The sequence below is a fragment of the Bifidobacterium xylocopae genome (genome assembly GCF_003315615.1).
GTDB lineage: Bacteria > Actinomycetota > Actinomycetes > Actinomycetales > Bifidobacteriaceae > Bombiscardovia > Bombiscardovia xylocopae.
Genome location: NZ_PDCH01000003.1, coordinates 41087 through 61003, shown reverse-complemented (window position 1 = coordinate 61003; position 19917 = coordinate 41087). Strand labels below are relative to the sequence as shown.

Sequence of the window (19917 nt, the reverse complement as noted above, 5' to 3'; positions counted from 1 at the left end):
GAATCGCCGGGAGCGCCGGAATCGCCGTGGCCCTAAGGCTCCTGGGCCATAGCCTATCGGCCGTCCTCAGCCATGGGCTAATTGGAGGAGGTGGTGATCGTGATCTGCGTGTTCTTGTCGACCGAGCCGCCCGGAGTGACCCCGGTCACTTTGGCCGAGTCGTCCGAGGGGCCGCGCACCTGATAATTGTTCAGGCCCGCCGCCCGGAGCTGGGCTTTGTAGGCGCCCAGGGTGGTGGACGTGTCGTAAGAAGGCACGTCGGCCTTGCCGGGCTCGGTCGTCACAGTCACCGTGTCATTGTCCTTGTCGATCGTGGACCCGGCGCCCGGGGTCTGGCTGGTCACAACGGCTGAATCATCCGAAGGGCCGTTGACGGCGAGCTTGATGCCGCCCAGGATCTGCTTGGCCTCCCTCAGTGTTTTGCCGTTTACATCCTTGACCGCCATGCCGTCCGAGACATTCACGGTGATCATGGAGCCCTGGGGCACCGACGCGTTGGCGCCCGGGTCGGTGGAGATGACCGAGTCCTTGGGAACGGTGTCCGAATGCTGTTTCTGCACCGTGATGTTGAAGTGCTGGAGGTAGTTCTTGGCCTCATCCAGTTTCTTGCCGGTCACGTCGGGGACCTTGGTCATGCCTGAGGAGATATAAATCAGGATCGAGGAGCCCTTGGGCACGGACTGACCGCTGGCCGGGTCGGTGCGGGTCACCTTGTTCTTGGGCACATCCGCAGAATCCTCGATAGAAGCGGAGGGGCTGACTTTGAAGCCGGCTTTCTCCAGCTTGGACCGAGCCGCCTCCTGATCCAGACCTTTGACATCTGGGATCTTGCTGGACTGGGGGCCGGAGGAGAACCAGACCGTGACCGTGGAACCTTTCTTGGCCTTGGAGCCGCCCTTCGGGCTCTGCTTGGTGAAGGTGCCGGCAGGTTCGGAGGAGTCCGGGTCGTCCTTCTGCTCGTACTTGAAGCCTGCGGTCGTAATCTTCTCACGGGCCAGGAGCTTGGACATCTGGGTGTTGATCGTGGGCACGGTGGCCTCGTCGCGCTTGTCCCGGTTGAGGAAGCCCCAGGCTCCGAGGCCGACTAGGACCAGGGCCAGGAAGGCGGCGATCGAGGAGATGATGATTTTCTTCTTGCGCTTCTTGGCGTCGGCGGCGGCTTTGCGGGTCTTGGCTTGGGCCGCGGTCTGTACGGCGGCGCCGGCCAGGGTCGGGTTGCCGGCCCCCAGCGGCGTCATGGCCTGGGTGGCTGCAGTCTCGTCGCCGGCAGGGGGCAGGGCAGCCGTGGCGGCTTCCTCCTCGGCGGCTTTGCGGGCCTTCATATTGGCCAGGTCGGTCAAGGGGTTGAAGGCTGCGGCCACCGGTGTGCCGCCGTTCATGAAGGCCATGATGTCGTTTTTGAACAGGCCGGCGGTCGCATAACGGTTCTGGCGGTCCTTGGCCATGGCCTTGGCGCAGATTGAATCCCACATCTTGGGTAGGCCGGGCACGATGGCGGAGGGCGGTGTGGCCACTTCGGAGACGTGCTGGTAGGCGATCGCCACAGCCGAATCACCGTTGAAGGGAGGCCGTCCCGTCAGCATTTCGTAGAGCACGCAGCCTGCCGAGTAGAGGTCGGAGCGCATGTCCACGTTCTCACCGCGGGCCTGCTCCGGGCTCAGGTACTGGGCCGTCCCCACGACCCCCTGGGACTGGGTCATGGTGGCCGCGGAATCATCCAGGGCGCGGGCGATGCCGAAGTCCATGACCTTGACGATGCCCTGCTCGGAGATCATGATGTTGCCGGGCTTGATGTCCCGGTGGATGATGCCCATGTGGTGGGAGTACTCCAGGGCGTTCAGCACGCCCAGCATCACCTGCTCGGCATCCCGCTGGCTCAGGGCCCCGTTCGCCTTGATGATGGCGCGCAGGGTCTGTCCTTTGACGTACTCCATGACCAGGTAGGGCACCCGCTCCTGGTTGCCGGCCTCGTCCTTGAGCACTTCCTCTCCCGAGTCGTAGATGGAGACGATGTTCGGGTTGTTCAGCTGGGCCACCGAGTGTGCCTCGCGCTTGAACCGGGTCAGGAAGATCTCGTCGTTGGTCAGATCCGATCGCATGATCTTGACTGCGACAGTACGGCCCAGACGGGTGTCCAGGGCAGTGTGGACCTCGGCCATGCCGCCGCGTCCAATCAGCTGGCCGAGTCGGTAACGCCCGTCCGCCAGGGAGGCTGGTAGTGCGATGCTCATAGGGAATCCCCTCCGTTTGCTGTCCGAGGATCATCGGTGACGATACGTGCCCCGCTATTGAATCCGGTGATCAGGTTTGTGGCGGCTTGATTGCCGATGCTGGGATGGTAGACAAGAGTAGGTGCCACGGAGGTAATCCCAGCAGGCCTGTGGGGCCGGCTGGTGATTCGCCGGGGTAGACCCTTTCGCCGGTCCATCGTCTCGGTGTCCGCCAGCTGGTGGTTCAGGAGACGCTGTTCGATTCGGGCGAGAGTCCTGGAGACCGTCAAAGCGTCCCTGGGCCGGTCCTCAGGTTCCTTGGCCAGCATGGACATGACGAACTGGTTCAGTAGGGTGTCCACTGAATCCGGCAGTGGAGGCACCGGATCGTTCACATGCGCCGCAGCGATGTCCACCGCCGTGGCACCGGTGAAGGGACGGTGCCCGCACAGGCCTTCGTAGGCCACGACCCCCAAGGAGTAGATGTCCGATTGGGGCGTCGCTTTCAGGCCTTGGGCCTGCTCGGGCGAGATGTACTGGGCGGTGCCCACCACCATCCCGTCCTGGGTCAGCTGCCCTTGGTTGGACGAATAGGAGACGCCGAAGTCGGTGATTTTGACTTCGCCGGTGTCGGAGACCATGATATTGGCCGGCTTGACGTCCCGGTGAATCACCCCGTGTGAGTGGGCCACGTACAGACCCCGCGCGGTCTGGATCAGGATGGGCAGAAGCTCGATCGGGTCCAAGGCGCCCTCCCGCTTGAAGAGGGTCGCCAGGGACCCGCTGGGCACGTATTCCATGATGATGAAGCCGATGCCGTCGTGCTCGTAGTATCCGAACAGCGCCGCGATATTGGGGTGGGCCAGGTTGGCTGAGTTATGGGCCTCTGCCCGCAGGCGCTGCAGGCGCACCTGGTCGCAGTTGAGATCCGGGCGCAGGGCCTTGATGGCCACCTCCCGCTTGAGCTCTATGTCATAACCGCGCCAGACTTCGCCCATGCCGCCTTGAGCCAGGCGCGAGTCCAGGCGGTATCGCCCATGGACCAGCTGTCCTTCGATCAGTTTCACTTGAGGCCCTCCTGCATGACTCGCTTCATAATAGGCCCTGCGGAGGCGGCGCCGAAAGTGGAGGTGGAGTGGACGACGACGGCGACCGCGATCCTGGGTTTCTGGGCCGGGGCAAAGCCGATGGTCCAGCCGTCGTTGGAGGTGTTGCCCACGCCGATCTGGGCGGTGCCGGTCTTGGCGGCCACCTGGATGCCCGGAATTCGTAGATTGGGTGAATCCTTGGTCACCACGTTCTCCATCATGCCGGTCAGGGCTTGGGCCGTCTCCTGCGAGAAGGGCTGTGAGTAGACCGAGGGCGTGGTCTCGCTCAGCACGCTCAGGTCGGAGGACCGCACCCGGTCCACCAGCGTGGGTTGCATGAGTTTGCCGCCGTTGGCCACAGCGGCCGCCACCATTGCGTTCTGCATTGGGGTGGTCGTCGTGTCGCCCTGTCCGATTGAAGCCTGTGCAAGCTTGTCCGGGCTGGCGTCGGCCGGGAACTTGGATGCGGTGGCCTTCATGGGGCGTCCCGTGGAGTCGGTGCCGTCCACGGTTATGGTGGAGCCGAACCCGAACTTCTTGGCTTCGTCTCCCAGGCTGTCCCCGCCCAGGGCGACACCCAGCTGGGCAAAGGCGGTGTTGGAGGAGTAAGCCAGGGCATCCTGCATGGCGATTTGGCCGTTCACGCCGTTCCCGGCAGGTGTGGCGTTGGTCAGGTTGACCGTGGTACCCGGCAGTGTGTAGGCGGGGCCGGCAGGTATCTGCGAATCGGCCTTGTACTTGCCGGACTCCAGGGCTGCCGCGGCTACAACCACCTTGAAAGTGGACCCGGGTGGATAGAGCTGGGAGCTGGCCCGGTTGAGCATGGGGTTGCCTTCCTGGGAGGCCAGTTCGGAGAAGGCCCGTGAAGCCGTTGCCGTGTCGTGGACAGCCAGGGCGTTTGGGTCATAGGAAGGTGTGGAGACCATGGCAAGAATTCGGCCGGTGGAGGGTTCGATGGCCACGACCGAGCCGGACTGCCCGCCCAGGGCCTGGTAGGCGGCCTGCTGGAGCCTGGGATTGATGGAGGTTTCAATCGAGGCACCCTTGTTCTGTGAACCGGTGAAGAGGGTCCTGATCCTGTCCAGCCACAGGCTGTCAGCCTGCCCGCTCAGCAGCTGGTTGCGCGAGCTTTCGACCCCACGGTCCGTACGGTTGGTGATGGAGTAGTAGCCGGTGACCGGTGCGTACAGGGAGCCGGCAGTGTACTTGCGCTGGTATTGGTAGGAGTCGTTGATTGGGTCGGAATGGGCCAGGATCGTGCCATCCGAGGCCAGGATGGCACCGCGTGGCGCTCCGTACTCCACATAGAGGGCGCGGGTGTTGCGTGGGTCTTCGTTCAGGGTGTTGGCGCGGATGCCCATGATCGTCGTGGAGGACAGGCCCAGGATCACGAAGAGGGCGATGACGGCTGTGAAAAGCTGGCGGAGGGACTTGTTCATCGGCTGGCCTCCTTTCGGCGCGATTGCTGGGAACGCCCGGCAGTGACGGGCAGGGCCTCAGCGGTCGGGGTGGGCGCTGGTCCGGATTCGGCGTCCGAAGACGTGTGACGGCCGGTCCGTTCCTGACTATGCTGCTCCATCTCATGCTCACGTAAAACGGCCAGGGCCTCGTAGCGGAAGGTGTCCGTGGAGACCTCCGGGGCCGGGCGGTTGGCGGCGTTGGAGATGACGATGAGGAGCACGGCCAGGATGCAGTTGGCGATCAGGGAGGAGCCACCGGCGGCCATATACGGCATGGTCAGGCCGGTCAGAGGAATGACCAGGGTGATGCCGCCCACCACGGTGAACACCTGGAAGGCCATGGTGAAGACCAGTCCCGAGGCCAGGAGCTTGCCGAAGCCATCCTGGATTTTCATGGCCACGACCATGCCAGTGGCCACGATCACCAGATAGAGCGCCAGCACCACGAGAAGCCCGGTGAGTCCAAGCTCCTCGCCCACGGACGAGTAAATGAAGTCCGAGTTGGCCAGGGGGGTGATCCAGGGGTGACCCTGTCCCAGGCCGGTGCCCAGCAGGCCGCCCGTGGCCATGCCGAAGATGCCCCGCACCAGCTGTCCGGAGCCACCGAAGTCCTTGTTGTATTCCTCTGCAGAGAAGGGATGGAGCCAGGCGTCCACACGTGCGCCTACATGGGCGAACAGGACGGAGGCGGCCACGGCGCCGGCCACGAAGAACACCGCACCGATGGCGATCCAGGACTTGCGGCCGGTGGCGACATACAGCATGGAGACGAACATGGCGAAGAACATGAGCGATGTGCCCAGGTCGTGCTGCATGACCAGGACCCCCAGCGAGAGGATCCAGACCACGATGATGGGCCCCAGGTCCTTGAGCCTGGGCATGCGCATGCCCAGGAGCTTGGGTCCCGCCACGGCAAGCTGGTCCCGGTGGTCGAACAGGTATGCGGCAAAGAAGAAGGCAAGGAAGAGTTTGGCGAACTCGCCGGGTTGCAAGGTATGGGAACCGACACCCACCCAGATGCGGGCGCCGCCGATCTCCCGGCCGAAGTGGGGAATCATCGGTGACAGGAGGAGGACGATGCCGACGACCATGCTCACATATGAGAATTTGCGTAGGACCCTATAGTCCTTCAGCGCAATGGCCAGGCCGGCGCACAGGACCAGCGCGAGGTCCAGCCAGATCAGCTGGGTGGCGCCCACGTTGGTGGCCTCGCCGATTTTCGCGTTATGCATGTCGATCCGGGCGATCACCGTGATGCCCAGGGAACTCAGAACCACCAGACAGGGAAGGATCACTTGGCTGGCGTAGGGTTGGAAGACCTCGAGCACGGCCCACAGTCCAACGAAGAGCAGTCCTGTGACCGGCAGGAGAAAGATGTACTGGCTGGGGATGGAGCCGACGGTGCGTTCGAACATCTGGAAGAAGGCGATGAAACCGAGGGCCAAGGCGAACAGCAGCAGGCCTATGCGGCGCAGGCGGGTCAGGGTCATAGCAGCCCTCCGTGCCTGACGGCGACCCCCCCGTCGGGAACCGGCGGAGCGCTCCTTGCGGTGGGGCTGCCGGGACTGGCGGAGTCACCGGCAGCGTGCCTGTCCCTTCTGTCGTTCCTGCTGGTCTGATGCCCGTGCTTGAAGGAGCGGGACTCATGCCGGATCAGGTCAGCGTGTTCCCTTGCCTGGTCGTAGTTGGAGACTGTTATGCCTTCCCGCAGCTGCTCCCGCCAGGAGGTGGGCAGGTCGCCCAGCTCGATGTCGGTGCGCTCGACAGGGTGGGACAGGGACAGGCCGAACACGTTGGTGGGTACCCCTTGGTAAATGGAGACCACATTCCCGTCGCTGCCCAGGTAGTATTGCTGCTGACTCCAGTAGTAGGCACCCCAGGAACCTCCTCCCAGCAGTACAAGCACCGTCAGCACCGCGGCCACTATGATTTCTCTGATCCGTCGTTTGTGGACCCTCTGACGCTTGCGACGCTGGGTATGCTCCTTGCGGATGGCTTTGGCCACATCCGGGTCGTAGGGGTCGGCGGTGGCCGAACCGTCCTCCTTGCGCACGATGGGGATTTCGCCCGTGTCGGGCACACTCCGGTCGCCGGACTCCTCCCGGGCCTGTGAGGGCTGGACCAGGTGCCGGGTCTCCATGTCCTCACTGAGCGCAACTGTATCGGCTTCGGACGGGGCGTCGTCGGCCCTGGAAGTCACCGCGGGCTCACCGTCGCCGTCGTGTTGGGCGGACTGGGTCAGTGCTGCGGCCCGCTCGGCCGGCGAGCTGGTGGATGCCGGGCGCAGTTTGGGCGCGGCGGCCACAGGCGAATGGACGATGTCGGCCAAAGCCTCCAGGCTGGATGCGGCTGCGCCGCCGATCAAGGGGGTCTGACGAGGAAGGTCCATGGCCGAGAGGTTTTCGGAGAGGGTGGCATCGCCGATCACGACGGTCACATTGTCGGTGGAGCCCGCCTTCAGGGCCATAGTGACCAGGCGCTGGGCGCACTCGCCCTGGTCGGCCACCGTGGACAGGGCCTCACGGATGGTGGAGTCCTCCAGTACGCCGCACAGGCCGTCCGAGCACAACATCCAGCGGTCGCCGGCGCGGGCTTTGCGGATGGAGATGTCCGGGTGGGGGTCGATGTCGAAATCGCCAAGCACCCGCATCACGACGTTGCGCTGCGGATGGCTTTTGGCTTCGGATTCACCGATCCGGCCCGTGTTGATCAGGTGCTGCACGTAAGAGTGGTCCTGGGTGGCCCTCAGCAATCGGCCGTCGCGGAGAAGGTAGGCGCGTGAGTCGCCGATGTGGGCCAGGACCCAATAGCCGCCGGCCAAGGCGACTGAAGTGACTGTGGTACCCATGCCGGACAAGCTGTGTTCCCGCTTGGCCTTGCCGACGATTGCATCGTGTGCGGCGATGACCGAGGTCTCCATCATCTGAGCCAGCCGGCCCGCATCCCCGCCTTGGTTGTCATGCTCGATGTGGGCCAGGGAGCGAATGGCGATGGTCGATGCCGTGTCTCCGCCGGCGTGGCCGCCCATGCCGTCGCACATGGCGATGAGGCGCTGTCCTGCGAAGGAGGAGTCCTGGTTGTCGCTGCGCACGTAGCCGATGTCTGAGACTGTCGTGGAGCATATGAAAAGCTTCTGGCTGGCTTCGGGGGGTTCTTTCATGGGCCTACCTCAGCTCGAAAGTGGTGGCGCCGATGCGCACCGGTGTGCCGGAGGGCAGGATCGTGGGGTCGGTAATGCGCTGGTCGGCCACAACGGTCCCGTTCGTGGATCCTAGGTCCTCGATGGCCCACTGGCTGGAGACCGGATCACGGTATACGCGCGCATGGTGGGAGGAGACGAATTCGTCATCCAGGACCAAGGCATTGGAAGCCGCGCGGCCAAGGGTGATAGGTTGGTCGCCCAGCGGAAGTGATGAACCGGCCAATGGGCCGTCGATGACCACCAGCAGCGAAGGCTCCGCATCGGCTTGGAACCGGCCATGTCCACGACGGCTCGGCGCGGGAGGGGCCACCGGTGACGACAGGGCCGCCGGTACCGCCTTCCTGGCGGCGCGCTGACGCCTGCGCTGGGTGCGTGACACCTTGGGGCTAAAGGTCTCGATGTCCTTTTTCAGGGATCTGACCACAAGCCAGAGGAAGACCCAGAGCAGAGCCAGGAAGCCATATTTCAATATGGCGAAAGTAAGTTCGGTCAGCATAGGTAATACGACCTTACGTCAAGGTCTGGTTATTGCCCCGCTTGCTCCTGCGAGGAATCCCAGTACAGGATGCGGGTGCGGCCGATTGTGATGGTGTTGCCGTCCAGCAGTGTCGCGGCGGGGACCTGATGGCCCTCCACATAGGTGCCGTTGGTGGAGCCCAGGTCGCGGGCGATCACGCCCTTGTCGGTGATGTCGATCTGGAGGTGCTTGCGGGAGATGCCCGGATCGTCTATCACGATGTCGCAGGCCGACCCACGGCCGATCACCGTGGAAGGGGCGGTCAGCAGGTACTGGCGGCCGTTGATCTCCAGGACCGGGCAGTCCTGGGAATCGGAGGCGGCGGTTGCCGGCGCCGCATTGCCCTGCACGGACTCGGAGACCAGATGGAAGTCGCCTTTGCTGAGTTCCAGATCCTCCTCGAAAATGACCACGACGGGGCCGACGAAGGCGTAATGCTGGCTCTCGGCGTATTTGGTCAGATTGTCGGCGAGTTCGTTGGCCAGGGCCTCGGAACCCCACTGCTCGATCCGGTCGAAGTCGGGAGTGGAGAGCTGGAAACGGTATTCATTGGGTGCCACGGTGCGGTCGCGACCGACAGGCATGGCCTGCGCGTCAATCTCGCGCTCGAGGGCGCTCGACAGATCGACGGGCTGCAGATCCTTGGAGCCGAACTTTGAAAAAACGCCGTTCACGGCGCCTTCAACGCTCTTCTCAAAACGATCGAGAACGCTCATAGTCATCCCTTTCCTAGTAACCCCTCCATCCTACGCAAGTCGCGCAAACAAGCGTGAAAAGCGGTCCGATGCTTGCAATTTCTTCATTCCGGATATATGCGGGCATGCTTTTTATGCCCTTGACCTGAACCCTTGGTCTTGGGGTGGTCGGGCCATAGACTGTCGGCGTAAGAGCGCGAAACGTGCAAGCGGGAGGCGTGGGACGGTCCGCCGAAGGTGTGTGACCGGTTCCCAAGTCCCAAGCGGAAAGTGCAGGACGGCATGGTTGAGCAGACGCAGCGAAGCAACGGTGAAGGGATGCCTGGAGTGTCTGGAGAGCGGGAGGGGGAGGCCCGCGACCGGATAGCCCGCTTCCCCCAGGCCAAGGCGCGCTCCCTGCGATTCACCCTGGGCGCCCCCCGGTCGATGCGGGTCGTCGGTGGCGGCCGGCGGGCTTTCTTCCTGCGTTCGGACGGTCCCGAGGACTTCGAGACCAGCCTGTGGATGAGCGTGGTCGACCGGGATGGGCAGCAGCATGAACATGAAGTCCTGTTGGCCGACCCCAAGGAGCTCCTGGCTGACGCCGGCCGGGAGGAGGTGCCTGCAGAGGAGCTGGCCCGCCGTGAGCGCTCGCGTGAGGGTGGTCGGGGCATTGTGGCGTACAGCGTCGATACGGCGGGTCACCGGCTGGTATTCGCGTTGGGCGGCCGGCTCTGGCTCACCCAGTTGACTCAGGACGGATTGGGCGGTGAGACCAGGCCGCTTGCCTTGCCGCCACAACTGGCGGCCGGGCACGGCATCCTCAATCCGGTCATCTCTCCCGATGGGACCCGTGTGGCCTATACGACAGGCCGGGAGTTGGCCGTCGTGACGATAGGCGCCGACTTCGCGGCCGATGCGGCCTGCGTGGCCATGGGCCTGGATCAGGGTGCCGGCGACGAGGTCAGGTTGGGCCTGGCAGAATTCGTGGCTGGCGAGGAGATGGACCGCTACCAGGGCTTCTGGTGGTCGCCCGACTCTGATGCCCTGCTGGTGGAGGCCTTCGATGCCGGTCCCGAACCGGTCTGGTACATCAGCGACCCCGCCGATCCCAGCCACCCCGCCCAGGCTCGGCGCTATGCCAGGGCGCTGTCCTCCAATGCGCGGGTCCGGCTGCTGCTGGTCCGGCTCGGGTCCGACGGATCTGCCGTCTCCCTGGCACAGGCCGGCTGGGACCATCGGGCTTATGAGTACCTGGCCGTCGTGCGCTGGCAGAAGGGCCACGCGCCCCTGCTCCTGGTGCAGGACCGGAGGCAGACCCATGACATGGTGTTGGGTCTGGATGTGAGCGCTCCCGGTGCCCAGTCCGCCATCGGCATCGGCGTCCGGACTTTGGATTTCGCTGGCATCGAGGCCTTGCCTGCTCTCACCAGCCGAGTCCTCAGCGAGCATGAGGACCCCCAGTGGCTGGACCTGGTGCCAGGCCTGCCTGCGTGGACACCGGATGGGCGCCTGGCGGAGGCGGTCATCGACCGCGAAGCGGACACCACGCGGTTGGCTGTGGGCGGGCAGGCCCTTTCGCCTGTGGGTTGCCAGTTGCGTGAGCTCCTGGACCTGGGCGAGACCGACGCGCTCGCGGTCGTTTCCTCCGATCCCCGTTCCTTCGACTTGGTACGCTTTGGTTACGACGGTAGCCTGACGGTGCTCAATCCGCGACCGGGGGTGTGGACGGCTTCACGCTCGGGGCGGGGTATCGTCGTGTCCGGGCGCACCATGCAGGAGCCGGGTGTGACAGCCTGGCATTCCCTTCTGGCGCCGGACGCGCATCTGGATGCCCTGGTTTGCGCCGGCAAGGCCGGCCCCCAGAGCGGGGTGGAGGCCTGCGCCCGCCTTTCCAGCAAGGCAGCTGACCCTGGCTTCAAACCGAACGTGGACTTTGTGCGCCTTGGGGATGACCAGCTCTTCGGCGCGGTGGTGCGGCCCAGCGGGTCCAGTCCCTGGGCCGGTGAGGATAAGCTCCCGGTCCTGCTCAAGCCTTACGGGGGCCCCGGCTTCCAGCAGGTGGTGTTCAGCCAGTCCTACTACTGGGAGTCCCAGTGGTGGGCGGACCAGGGCTTCATCGTGCTCACCGCCGACGGTCACGGCACCACCGGGCGCGGACCCGCCTGGGATCGGGCCATTTTCGAGGACATGGCACAGGTGACCCTGGACGACCAGGTGGCGGCTGTCCGGGCCCTGCCCGACCTGGTGCCCCAGGCCGACCTGAGCCGGGTGGCCATGGTCGGCTGGTCCTATGGCGGTTTTCTCTCCGCCCTGTCCGTGCTGCGGGCGCCCGACGTGGTGCACGCGGCCTGCGCGGGCGCACCGCCCACCGACTGGACCTTGTACGACACCCACTACACCGAGCGGTATCTGGGCCTGGATCCGGAGGTCTACCGGCGTAATTCCATCATTGACGACGCCCCCAAGCTGCGCCGGCCGCTCATGCTGATTCATGGTTTCGCCGACGACAACGTCTCGGTGGCCAACACCCTGCGTCTCTCCCAGGCCCTGATGGCCGCCGGCAAGGCCCACACGGTCCTGCCCCTGACCGGCATCACCCACATGACCAACGACCCGATTGTGGCCGAGAACCTCCTGCTCCTCCAGCGGGACTTCCTGTACCGGGCCCTCGGTGTCCAGGCGCGGGTCTGAGGGTCGGCCTGCGGCCTGTTTGCGCGGATTTGTGGGTTTGGCTCGACACTTCGATAGATTAGTGGGCGTGAATACAGCAGCACAGACAGCATCGCACGAAAGCCGGCCCACCGGGGAACAGGCCCGTATGGACGATTCCGGGCCGTTCATGCCCCGGGTGTGGTCTCTTGCCCTATCCACGGTCGTCCTGGGGGTGCTTGCCGGCGTCTCTTCCGGTCTGCTTTCACTGTTCCTCGACGTGGTGGAGCGGGGCTTCATGGGGTTCGTCGAGGGGCCAGGGGTGCCGGGGCCCCTCGGTGTGCAGCCGTTGCGCAGGTTATTGTCAGTGTTGGCAGGTGGGGTGGTGGCGGCTGTCGTTTGGTGGCTTCTGCGCAACAAGGCCAGGAGGGTGCCTTCGGTGGCGGAGGCGGTCAAAGGCGCTTGGATGCCTGTGTGGCAGACGGTTGTGCATGTGCTTACCCAGATCTTCCTGGTCGCCACCGGCGGTTCGATCGGTCGAGAGGTGGCCCCCCGCGAGGCCGGCGCCATGCTGGGCGGCGTCTGGTTCCGCTTGACCCATAGGCTGGGCCTGCGCGAGTCCGATCGCCCGCTGCTGGTCGCCGCCGCTGCCGGCGCAGGTTTCGCCGGTATCTATATCTCCCCGCTTACCGGAACCCTGTTCGGTGTGGAGGTGTTGCTGGCCTCCGCCGACCTGACGACTGTAGCGGTCTGTCTGGGAATGTCCTCGGTGGCCACCCTGGTGGGGGGTTCCATCAAGGGCTTTGAATCTTACTATGAGGTGGGTTCCCAGCCCTTCTCGCGGTGGGCCATGCTCTTCGCGTTGGTGGCAGGGCCTTTGTCCGGGGCGCTCGGGGCGGCATTCAGGCGCTTGACCTCCTGGGCCGAGTCCCAGCAGACCACCGGCAGGGCCATCCTGTGGCAGTTGCCTGCTGTAGCGGCCATGACCGGCTTGGTCGCCACGATTGTGCCCCAAGTGATGGGTAACGGGCGGGCTTTGGCCCAGGCCGCGATGTCACTTGACTCCTCTTCGGTTTCCACCGCCGAGGGACGGTCGGTGTGGATGCTGATCCTGCTGTTCCTGACATTCGGGGTATGGAAGGCCATCTGCACCGTTTTCACCATACGCGCCGGCGCCGCAGGAGGTACGCTGACCCCTTCGATCGCGCTTGGGGCCGTGCTTGGGGCGATTCTCGCCTTGGCTTGCTCGCTCTTCCTCCCCGGCATTCCCTTCTGGCAGGCCGCTGTGATTGGTGCCGCCGCCACCCTTGCTGCATCCCAGCAGGCCCCGCTCATGGCCCTGTTCATGCTCTTCGAGGTCTGTCACCTGCCGGCCCCTGCCTTGATGCCCTTGGCTCTGGCCGTCGCCTTGTCCGCCGCCGTCTCGCGGGTCCTGCTCAACCGGTGGCGGTCAACAGCGGCGGTGCAATAGGTTGGCGCCTGTCGCCCTGCTGTGGGAGATGGAGAAGCCGACGAAGTGGATCCACTTGGCTTGTTGTGTGCCCGGCTGCCGCAGTGTTTTGTGGATGAAGACGCGGTTATCCCGTCTCCCATGAAGAACCGGAAGTAGAGCTTGGGCGACGGGGGAGTGGTGAGTGCGCCTCTTTGTGGATGTTCGCCAGACGGCCTTGGATGTCCCGCTTGCCCTCCATATGGGTCAGTCCTTCGCCCTCATTCATGACTTCGTCGATGGGGCCTTTGAGGATGGCGGGCACCTCGTTCCACCAGACCGGGGCGATGATGGTTGGCAGGTCTCAGACGGATGACGTCGACCGGGTCCGAGATGAACCGGAACCGCTTGGGAATGGGGCTGGCCGTATTCGTTGACCCGGCCGCTCGCTTCCTCTCCGGCCGGCAGCAGTCCCAAGTGCGGGCGGTACTTGATGGTGGCTGGGGGAAGACCGGCTTTCGCGCGGGGGCTCGGCCAGTTACCTAGGCGATCCTCCAACGGTCGGGTACGAGCATATTCTATGGTCCGTCCACTTGTGGCCGCTTGTGGTTGGCGCCGGGCTTCCCTCCACCTGAGTAGGCTGGAGGGCTATGGAGCTGGAGCTGATTGATGAAGGGCGCTTCGAGCGGACCATGCGCGATATGGTGCTGCCGGCCTTGGAGCACTGCAAGCGGGAGGGATGGATGCGCTCGCATGCGCCCGGTGGGGTATCGGAGGGCATGGGCCATGGTGCGGCATCCGCTGGCCTTGAGCCATCCGCCTCGGTGGCTCCTACCGCCTCCGGGTTCGGTGCCGCCGTGTCCCCTTCCGATCCGAACCGTTTGCACTACGTGTGCTATGAAGCCTCCGCATTCGACGATCTGAACCTGCCGGGCTCCCAGGGCCGTCACCGGGGTGTGGTGATCATCTCCCATGGCTTCACCGAATTCGCCGGCAAGTATGACGAACTGGCCTGGTACTTCCTGCTCGCCGGCTATACCGTGTGCATTGTGGAGCACTGGGGGCACGGGCTCTCCGGGCGGGGGGTCGATGACCCCAGTCTGGTGTGGGTGGACTCCTATCGGCGTTATGTGGAGGACCTGGCGACCTTCTGCGAGGAGATGGCCACCGACTATGGAGGCGATCAACCGATCTGCCTCTACGCGCATTCCATGGGCGGCGGTATAGCCGCCTCGCTGCTGGAACGTCACCCGACCCTGATCGACCGCGTGGTGCTCTCCTCGCCCATGATCGCACCGAGGACCGGCCTGGCTCTGGGCCTTGCCGGTGCGCTCATGCATGTGGCTTGCGCCACAGGCCAGGGCCGCCGCATGGTGCCGGGTCATCACCGGTTCAATCCCGTCTTCGACCCCGCGTTCGTGGGCAACGCCAGCCAGGCTCGCCTACGTTGGATTCACGGCCTGCGCGCCGCCGATCCCGCCTATCAGACGTCGGCCGCCAGCTATCGCTGGGTAGGTCAGGCCATAGCCCTGTCGCGCGAGCTTCTGAGACCCGCCCTGTGCGAGCGGGTGGAGGCGTCGGCCCTGGTCTTCCAAGCCGAGCCGGACACGTTCGTGCTGCCCCGGCCCCAGAACCGTTTCGTGGATCAGGTGCGGACCGGTGGCGGGGCCATGTCCTTGGTTCGCGTCCCACAGGCCTGCCACGAGCTTTATACCATGCCGAACGGCACCCTGGGGCCCTACCTGGCCCGCATCCTCGATTTCTTCGCCGCCCCCACCCCTTTGGTGGGTGGAGGGGAGTAGCGGCCCTGCCCGGCTGTGGATACGACGAAGCCGTGCTGCAGGCGGGTGGCCTGCATGCGCGGCTTCGCGTGTTCCGCTGGTGTTGGTTACTTGTTCAGAACCTTGGCGGGGTCTGCGTTGAAGGTGTCGGCGCAACCCTGGGAGCAGAAGTAGTAGGTCTTGCCCTCGTATTCGCTGCTGCTGGCGGCCGTCTTCGGGTCGATGCTCATGCCGCAGACCGGATCGGTGACCATGGTGTTCTCTGCCATATCGGCACTTCCTTTCAATTGGTGTCCCTTATCCACAGTTGTAATCGCCGTCGCTGGACTTGGGTTGGGCTCGGGCTGGGGCTTGCTGACCAGGGCCCTCAGCGCCTCCATATCGATCGGCTTGGGGTTGCGTACGGAGCGGGCCTTGAGCGGGCTGACCCGTAGGCGGTTGGCGTTGAGCACCACCGAGAGCGAGGAGAAGGCCATCGCCGCACCAGCGATCATCGGGTTCAGCAGGAGCCCGAAGAAGGGGTAGAGGACACCGGCGGCGATCGGGATGCCCAGACCGTTGTAGCCGAAGGCGAACCAGAGGTTCTGGTGGATGTTGCGCATGGCCGCACCTGACAGGTCGATCGCGGTGACCGCGCTGCCCAGGTCGCCCGAGACCAGGGTGATGTCCGCTGACTCGATGGCCACATCGGTGCCGGTGCCGACCGCCATGCCCAGGTCCGCCTGGGCAAGGGCGGGGGCGTCGTTGATGCCGTCACCGACCATGGCGACCATATGTCCTTGTTCTTGCAGGGCCTTGACTATATGCGCCTTGTCCTCCGGGTGGATCTGCGGAATCACTTGCGACACGCCGACCTCGGCACCGACAGCCCGGGCCGTGCCTTCGTTGTCACCGGTCAGCATGATGGTCTCGATTCGCCGGTCTTTCAGCGCCTGGATGGACTTGGCCGAGTTGGGTTTGACCTTGTCGGCCACGGCCAGCACACCCGCGAATCGGCCGTCCACGCTCACGAACACGGTCGTCTTTCCTTGCGAAGCCCATTGTTGTGCACGGATGAGGGCTGCATCGGATGTCGGCAGTGCCACGCCATGGCTTTTCAGGAAGGATTGGTTGCCGACAAACACTGCTTCGCGTCCTTCTCCCCCGAGGCCTTTACGGTCGATCAGCACGTTGACGCCAGCTCCTGACACGGATTCGAAAGCGACCGACCTGCCTAATCGGAGATCCTGCTTCTGGGCCGCTCCTACGATGGCTTTGGCCAGTGGGTGCTCGGAATCGCCCTCGGCGGCGGCGGCCAGTGCTAGCAGCCGGTCCGCGTTGAACCCTTCAGCGGCCGCTGTGTCCGTCAGTTCGGGCTTGCCTACGGTAATGGTGCCGGTCTTGTCGAGTACCACGGTGTCGATTGCCTCGGCATTCTGCAAGGCATCGGCTGACCGGTAGAGCACCCCGGAGCGTGCCCCCCTGCCGGTCCCGATCGTGACGGAGAGCGGGGTAGCCAGTCCCAGCGCGCACGGGCAGGCGATGACCAGGACCGAGACCGCAGCCACGATTCCATTGACTCCCTTGGGCAATGGGCCGATGAGCCACCAGATCACGAACGTCCAGATGGCCACCAGCATGACCCCCGGCACGAAGATGGAAGCGATTCTGTCGGCCAGCTTCTGGATAGGCGCCTTGGAGGCTTGCGCTGATTTGACCAAGCGGATGATTTGCGCCAGCACCGTGTCCTGTCCCACTTGGGTGGCCCGGTAGCGCAGGGAGCCGGAGGTGTTGATGGTGGCACCGACCACGGTGTCGCCGGTCTCCTTGCGGACGGGCATGGGTTCGCCGGTCACCATGGACTCGTCCACCGAGGACGTCCCGGAGACCACCAGACCGTCCACCGGCAGTTTCTCCCCGGGGTGGACCAGCACGATATCGCCTACGGAGACGTCGTCGACGGGTACCTGCTCCACGGATTCGTGTCCGTCGTCTCCGGGTCTGACGACCGATGCGGTCTTGGGCCTGAGTCCGATGAGCGAGCGTATTGCATCGCCGGTGCCCCGCTGGGCCCGGGCCTCGAATATCTGCCCTAGCAGCATCAACGTGATAATCGTGCCTACGGCCTCGTAATAGGGGTCGCGCGACCCTGCCGGCAGCAGCTCCGGGAAGGCGGTGATGAAGAACGAATACAGGAAAGCGGTGCAGGTTCCCAGGGTCACCAGTGAGTTCATCTCCGGTGACCGGTGGGCCAGAGCCAGCCAGCCCGCACGATGGATGGGCCAGCCTGAGTACAGCATGACCGGCAGGGTCAGCAGCAGCTGGGTCCACGGATTCATGAGCACGGGCGGCAGATGGATGAACATGCCGGCCATGGCGGCCGTGAAGACCGGGAGCGTGAAGATAAGTGCGACCACGAAGCGGATGGTCAGGGAGTGGATGTCCTTGTCGCGCTCGCGGTCCTCGTTCGCCGGGTCATCCCGGAATTCGTGGCCGGTGTGTGCCTCCGGGCTCGGCTGGGTAGCCGTCGCAGGCGGGGCCGTCTTGGTTTGGGTTGCAGCCGTGCCGTCGGCGCCGCCAGGGGCGGGCAGGGCGCGGAGCATCCCATGCAGCATGTTCATCCCACAGGCGAATGGGTGGTCGCCGGCTTGGAGTGGGGGCAGGTTGAGCGTGGTGGTCTCGAAGGCCGGCAGCATCCGGTCGATGCCAAGGTCGGCGAAGACCACATGGGATGAGCATTCGCCGCCTTCCTGCCGGTCGAAGACCAGCCTCACGGGCCGTCCGGCCTCCACCTCCGTGAGTTGCGGGGTGTATCCGCCTTTCACCGTGATGTGCGCGGTCTGGACACCGCCTTCGCTCGAGGCGTGTGCGGCCTTGGCGGGCGCGAAGAAGTACCAGATGATCGCGGCCGTTACCAGGACTGCCACAATGACGACGATAGCGTTGAGCAAGGCGAGCTCCTCTCCAGGCAAGTCGTATGTTCTACTATACCCCGGGGGGGTATAATGCGCAAGAGGATCCGCGGATGCGCGGGAGGGAACCAGACTGAGGAGGCTGGCATGGCTGGCTATGTAAGCGACAAGAAGAGGGTGGTCACGCGTCTGCGCCGAATTGAGGGGCAGGTGCGTGCCATCGAAAAGATGGTGGAGTCCGACGCCTACTGCATCGACGTGCTCACCCAGGTGGCCGCCTCCACATCCGCCCTCAAATCCGTGGCCCTGAACATCCTGGACGACCATATGAACCACTGTGTGCGCGAAGCCGCCGCCAAAGGCGGGGAGGAGGCGGATAAGAAGATGCGGGAGGCTTCCGACGCCATCGGACGGCTGGTGCGTTCCTAGCCGGAACCTCGGTTACGCTGCCCGCATGGTCGATGCCGGTGTACCGGCGACCGCCTATGCTGGTGAAAGACTTATGGCCGGGCAGGAAAGGGGTTCCCCCGGCTCATTGCCGAAAACAGTGTAAGGTGGTGCGAATGGCCAGGCATGCTCCTCATAGTGCGCACGAAGCGCAGCATGCCCCCGGCAAGGCAGGGAAGCCCAGACACGGCGGTTCGTCCGTCTTCTCGCGCAGGCGGAAAGAGGATCGGCCGACGAATGGCGGGACCGGGCAGGGGGCCGATTCGGGGGCGGCTGACATACAGCCGCCGGCTGGCCTGGGGAAATCGTCGCAGCTTCGGGCCAGCGGCTCTTTGGCTTCGTCCGAGTCCGCTCCCGCTTTTCCCGCCTCCGCCAGTGGCTATCGGTCCGAACCTGGACAAGCCCCTCAATACGACTCCGGCTTTACTCATGATTCCGTACCGGAAGTCGGCCCCATGCCTGGTTCAGGCCCGCTTTCCAGCCCTGCTGCGGGATTCGGTCCAAGTGGCGGCTCGGGTTCTGGCCCCGCCTTGGGGTCGGCGCAAGGTCCGGCTCCCGTCAGTCACAAGTCCGCCCAACGGGCGCGGATGGACTGGTCTGTCCTGATTGCCGTGGTCCTCGTCTGCATGTTCGCCCTTGGCTATGCCCTCTATAGCGGTAGCCTGCTCATGCAGAACAGCAACGACCATGAGCAGGCGCGGTCGGCCAACAAATACGACCAGGCGGTCAAGAAGCTCAGTCCCAAGCAGATAAAGCACATCCGCGCCCAAATCAAGGAGTATGACAACCATCTGCGCGCCGGTGGTTCCCTGGACCCCTTCGGACCCCAAAAGTCCGGCGGGCAGGCTCAGAAGGATGCGGGCAAGGTGGAGGACTACACCAAGATCCTGGGGCAGGTCAGTCCGGACATGGCGGGCTACCTGTCCGTGCCCAAGGCCAAGTTCTCCGGTCCCGTCTATTACGGCGACGTGGACCGTGTCATGACACGAGGTGTGGGGTATCTGGCGCAGACCGCCATCCCAGCCGAGGTGAAAGGCACCCGGTCGGTCCTATTCGGGCATACCGGGCTGGACGACATGCATGTTTTCGACGATCTTGATCGTGTGCACAAGGGGGACACCTTCTCGGTGCGTGTGTTGGACGAAACATATCATTACAAGGTCTTCGACCTCACCACGGTCAAACCCACCGAAACGGACGCACTTCGTCCGCAGAAAGGCAAGACCGTCGTGACGTTGCTCACCTGTACGCCCAAGGGCGTCAACGACCATCGGCTCCTTGTCTCCGGAGAACTGACCGGCGTTACGACGGACAAGCCGCAGATTGAACATCCGCTTTCACCGCTCATGTTGATCGTCACCGCAATACCCTTGATTCTGGCGGTGGTCGGCGCAGTGTACGTTGGCTTGCGCAGGCAGCAGTTGCGTGCCGATGCGGCTGCGGCCCTGGCCGAAGAGGGCCATGGCCTGGGGGCGGCATGAGCAGGCGTAGCGAGCGGTCAGGAACCGCCAGCAGGAGAGGACGGGGCCGAGCGCGTCAGGCTGTCGGTCCTACCGGTGGAGCAAG

Annotated in this window: 14 protein-coding genes; 5 read left to right on the top strand and 9 right to left on the bottom strand. The window is 64.6% G+C overall.

What is annotated here, in order from left to right; all coding sequences use genetic code 11:
- Nucleotides 1-77: 77 nt before the first annotated feature.
- From pknB to CRD59_RS02450, 7 genes are read right to left on the bottom strand one after another with little or no spacing between them, the layout of a single operon-like run.
- A complete protein-coding gene (pknB, locus tag CRD59_RS02480; RefSeq protein ID WP_113853024.1) occupies nt 78-2231 on the bottom strand; it encodes a Stk1 family PASTA domain-containing Ser/Thr kinase in 2154 nt (717 codons plus the stop codon).
- A complete protein-coding gene (locus tag CRD59_RS02475; protein ID WP_113853023.1) occupies nt 2228-3277 on the bottom strand; it encodes a serine/threonine-protein kinase in 1050 nt (349 codons plus the stop codon). Before CRD59_RS02475 ends, pknB begins: the two co-directional genes overlap by 4 nt.
- Complete coding sequence (locus tag CRD59_RS02470; protein WP_113853022.1) at nt 3274-4737, bottom strand: peptidoglycan D,D-transpeptidase FtsI family protein; 1464 nt, start codon at nt 4735-4737, stop codon at nt 3274-3276. Before CRD59_RS02470 ends, CRD59_RS02475 begins: the two co-directional genes overlap by 4 nt.
- On the bottom strand, nt 4734-6248 hold the full coding sequence (locus CRD59_RS02465; protein WP_113853021.1) for an FtsW/RodA/SpoVE family cell cycle protein: 1515 nt from the start codon (nt 6246-6248) through the stop codon (nt 4734-4736). Before CRD59_RS02465 ends, CRD59_RS02470 begins: the two co-directional genes overlap by 4 nt.
- Nucleotides 6245-7918: a protein phosphatase 2C domain-containing protein gene (locus tag CRD59_RS02460; protein WP_113853020.1), complete on the bottom strand. Its 1674-nt coding sequence runs from the start codon at nt 7916-7918 to the stop codon at nt 6245-6247. The genes CRD59_RS02465 and CRD59_RS02460 overlap by 4 nt, the downstream gene beginning before the upstream one ends.
- A gap of 4 nt (nt 7919-7922) precedes the next feature.
- A complete protein-coding gene (locus CRD59_RS02455) occupies nt 7923-8453 on the bottom strand; it encodes an FHA domain-containing protein FhaB/FipA (RefSeq protein WP_113853108.1) in 531 nt (176 codons plus the stop codon).
- A 32-nt stretch (nt 8454-8485) separates the two neighbouring features.
- Nucleotides 8486-9193, bottom strand: coding sequence for an FhaA domain-containing protein (locus CRD59_RS02450; RefSeq protein ID WP_113853019.1), 708 nt, complete (start codon nt 9191-9193; stop codon nt 8486-8488).
- A gap of 297 nt (nt 9194-9490) precedes the next feature.
- On the opposite strand from CRD59_RS02450, the gene CRD59_RS02445 reads away from it, so the two are divergent.
- Together CRD59_RS02445 and CRD59_RS02440 are read left to right on the top strand one after the other, a co-directional pair.
- Complete coding sequence (locus CRD59_RS02445) at nt 9491-11845, top strand: prolyl oligopeptidase family serine peptidase (protein WP_113853107.1); 2355 nt, start codon at nt 9491-9493, stop codon at nt 11843-11845.
- 67 nt (nt 11846-11912) lie between these two features.
- Complete coding sequence (locus CRD59_RS02440; protein WP_236632675.1) at nt 11913-13274, top strand: chloride channel protein; 1362 nt, start codon at nt 11913-11915, stop codon at nt 13272-13274.
- A gap of 106 nt (nt 13275-13380) precedes the next feature.
- Here CRD59_RS02440 and CRD59_RS08340 read toward each other — a convergent pair whose 3' ends face one another.
- Nucleotides 13381-13581 carry a hypothetical protein gene (locus tag CRD59_RS08340; RefSeq protein WP_407923099.1) on the bottom strand — a complete coding sequence of 67 codons (201 nt, stop codon included), beginning with the start codon at nt 13579-13581 and terminating at the stop codon, nt 13381-13383.
- A 301-nt stretch (nt 13582-13882) separates the two neighbouring features.
- Here CRD59_RS08340 and CRD59_RS02430 point away from each other — a divergent pair, with 301 nt between their 5' ends.
- Complete coding sequence (locus CRD59_RS02430) at nt 13883-15034, top strand: alpha/beta fold hydrolase (RefSeq protein WP_113853016.1); 1152 nt, start codon at nt 13883-13885, stop codon at nt 15032-15034.
- Between the two features lie 86 nt (nt 15035-15120).
- On the opposite strand, the gene CRD59_RS02425 is transcribed toward CRD59_RS02430, so the two are convergent.
- Nucleotides 15121-17964 (bottom strand): heavy metal translocating P-type ATPase, encoded by a 2844-nt coding sequence (locus CRD59_RS02425; protein WP_236632674.1) that lies wholly within the window; start codon nt 17962-17964, stop codon nt 15121-15123.
- 87 nt (nt 17965-18051) lie between these two features.
- Between CRD59_RS02425 and CRD59_RS02420 the strand changes: the two genes are divergently transcribed.
- Together CRD59_RS02420 and CRD59_RS07945 are read left to right on the top strand one after the other, a co-directional pair.
- The gene (locus tag CRD59_RS02420) at nt 18052-18333 is read left to right on the top strand and encodes a metal-sensitive transcriptional regulator (protein ID WP_113853014.1); all 282 of its coding nucleotides are present in this window, start codon (nt 18052-18054) and stop codon (nt 18331-18333) included.
- Between the two features lie 605 nt (nt 18334-18938).
- A complete protein-coding gene (locus CRD59_RS07945; protein ID WP_161522261.1) occupies nt 18939-19832 on the top strand; it encodes a class C sortase in 894 nt (297 codons plus the stop codon).
- Nucleotides 19833-19917: the final 85 nt, after the last annotated feature.

Coding starts and splice junctions, on each gene's coding strand:
- pknB (WP_113853024.1), bottom strand. CDS start 2,231: ATGAGCATCGCACTACCAGCCTCCCTGGCGGACGGGCGTTACCGACTC.
- CRD59_RS02470 (WP_113853022.1), bottom strand. CDS start 4,737: ATGAACAAGTCCCTCCGCCAGCTTTTCACAGCCGTCATCGCCCTCTTC.
- CRD59_RS02465 (WP_113853021.1), bottom strand. CDS start 6,248: ATGACCCTGACCCGCCTGCGCCGCATAGGCCTGCTGCTGTTCGCCTTG.
- CRD59_RS02460 (WP_113853020.1), bottom strand. CDS start 7,918: ATGAAAGAACCCCCCGAAGCCAGCCAGAAGCTTTTCATATGCTCCACG.
- CRD59_RS02450 (WP_113853019.1), bottom strand. CDS start 9,193: ATGAGCGTTCTCGATCGTTTTGAGAAGAGCGTTGAAGGCGCCGTGAAC.
- CRD59_RS02445 (WP_113853107.1), top strand. CDS start 9,491: ATGCCTGGAGTGTCTGGAGAGCGGGAGGGGGAGGCCCGCGACCGGATA.
- CRD59_RS02430 (WP_113853016.1), top strand. CDS start 13,883: ATGGAGCTGGAGCTGATTGATGAAGGGCGCTTCGAGCGGACCATGCGC.
- CRD59_RS02420 (WP_113853014.1), top strand. CDS start 18,052: ATGGCTGGCTATGTAAGCGACAAGAAGAGGGTGGTCACGCGTCTGCGC.
- CRD59_RS07945 (WP_161522261.1), top strand. CDS start 18,939: ATGGACTGGTCTGTCCTGATTGCCGTGGTCCTCGTCTGCATGTTCGCC.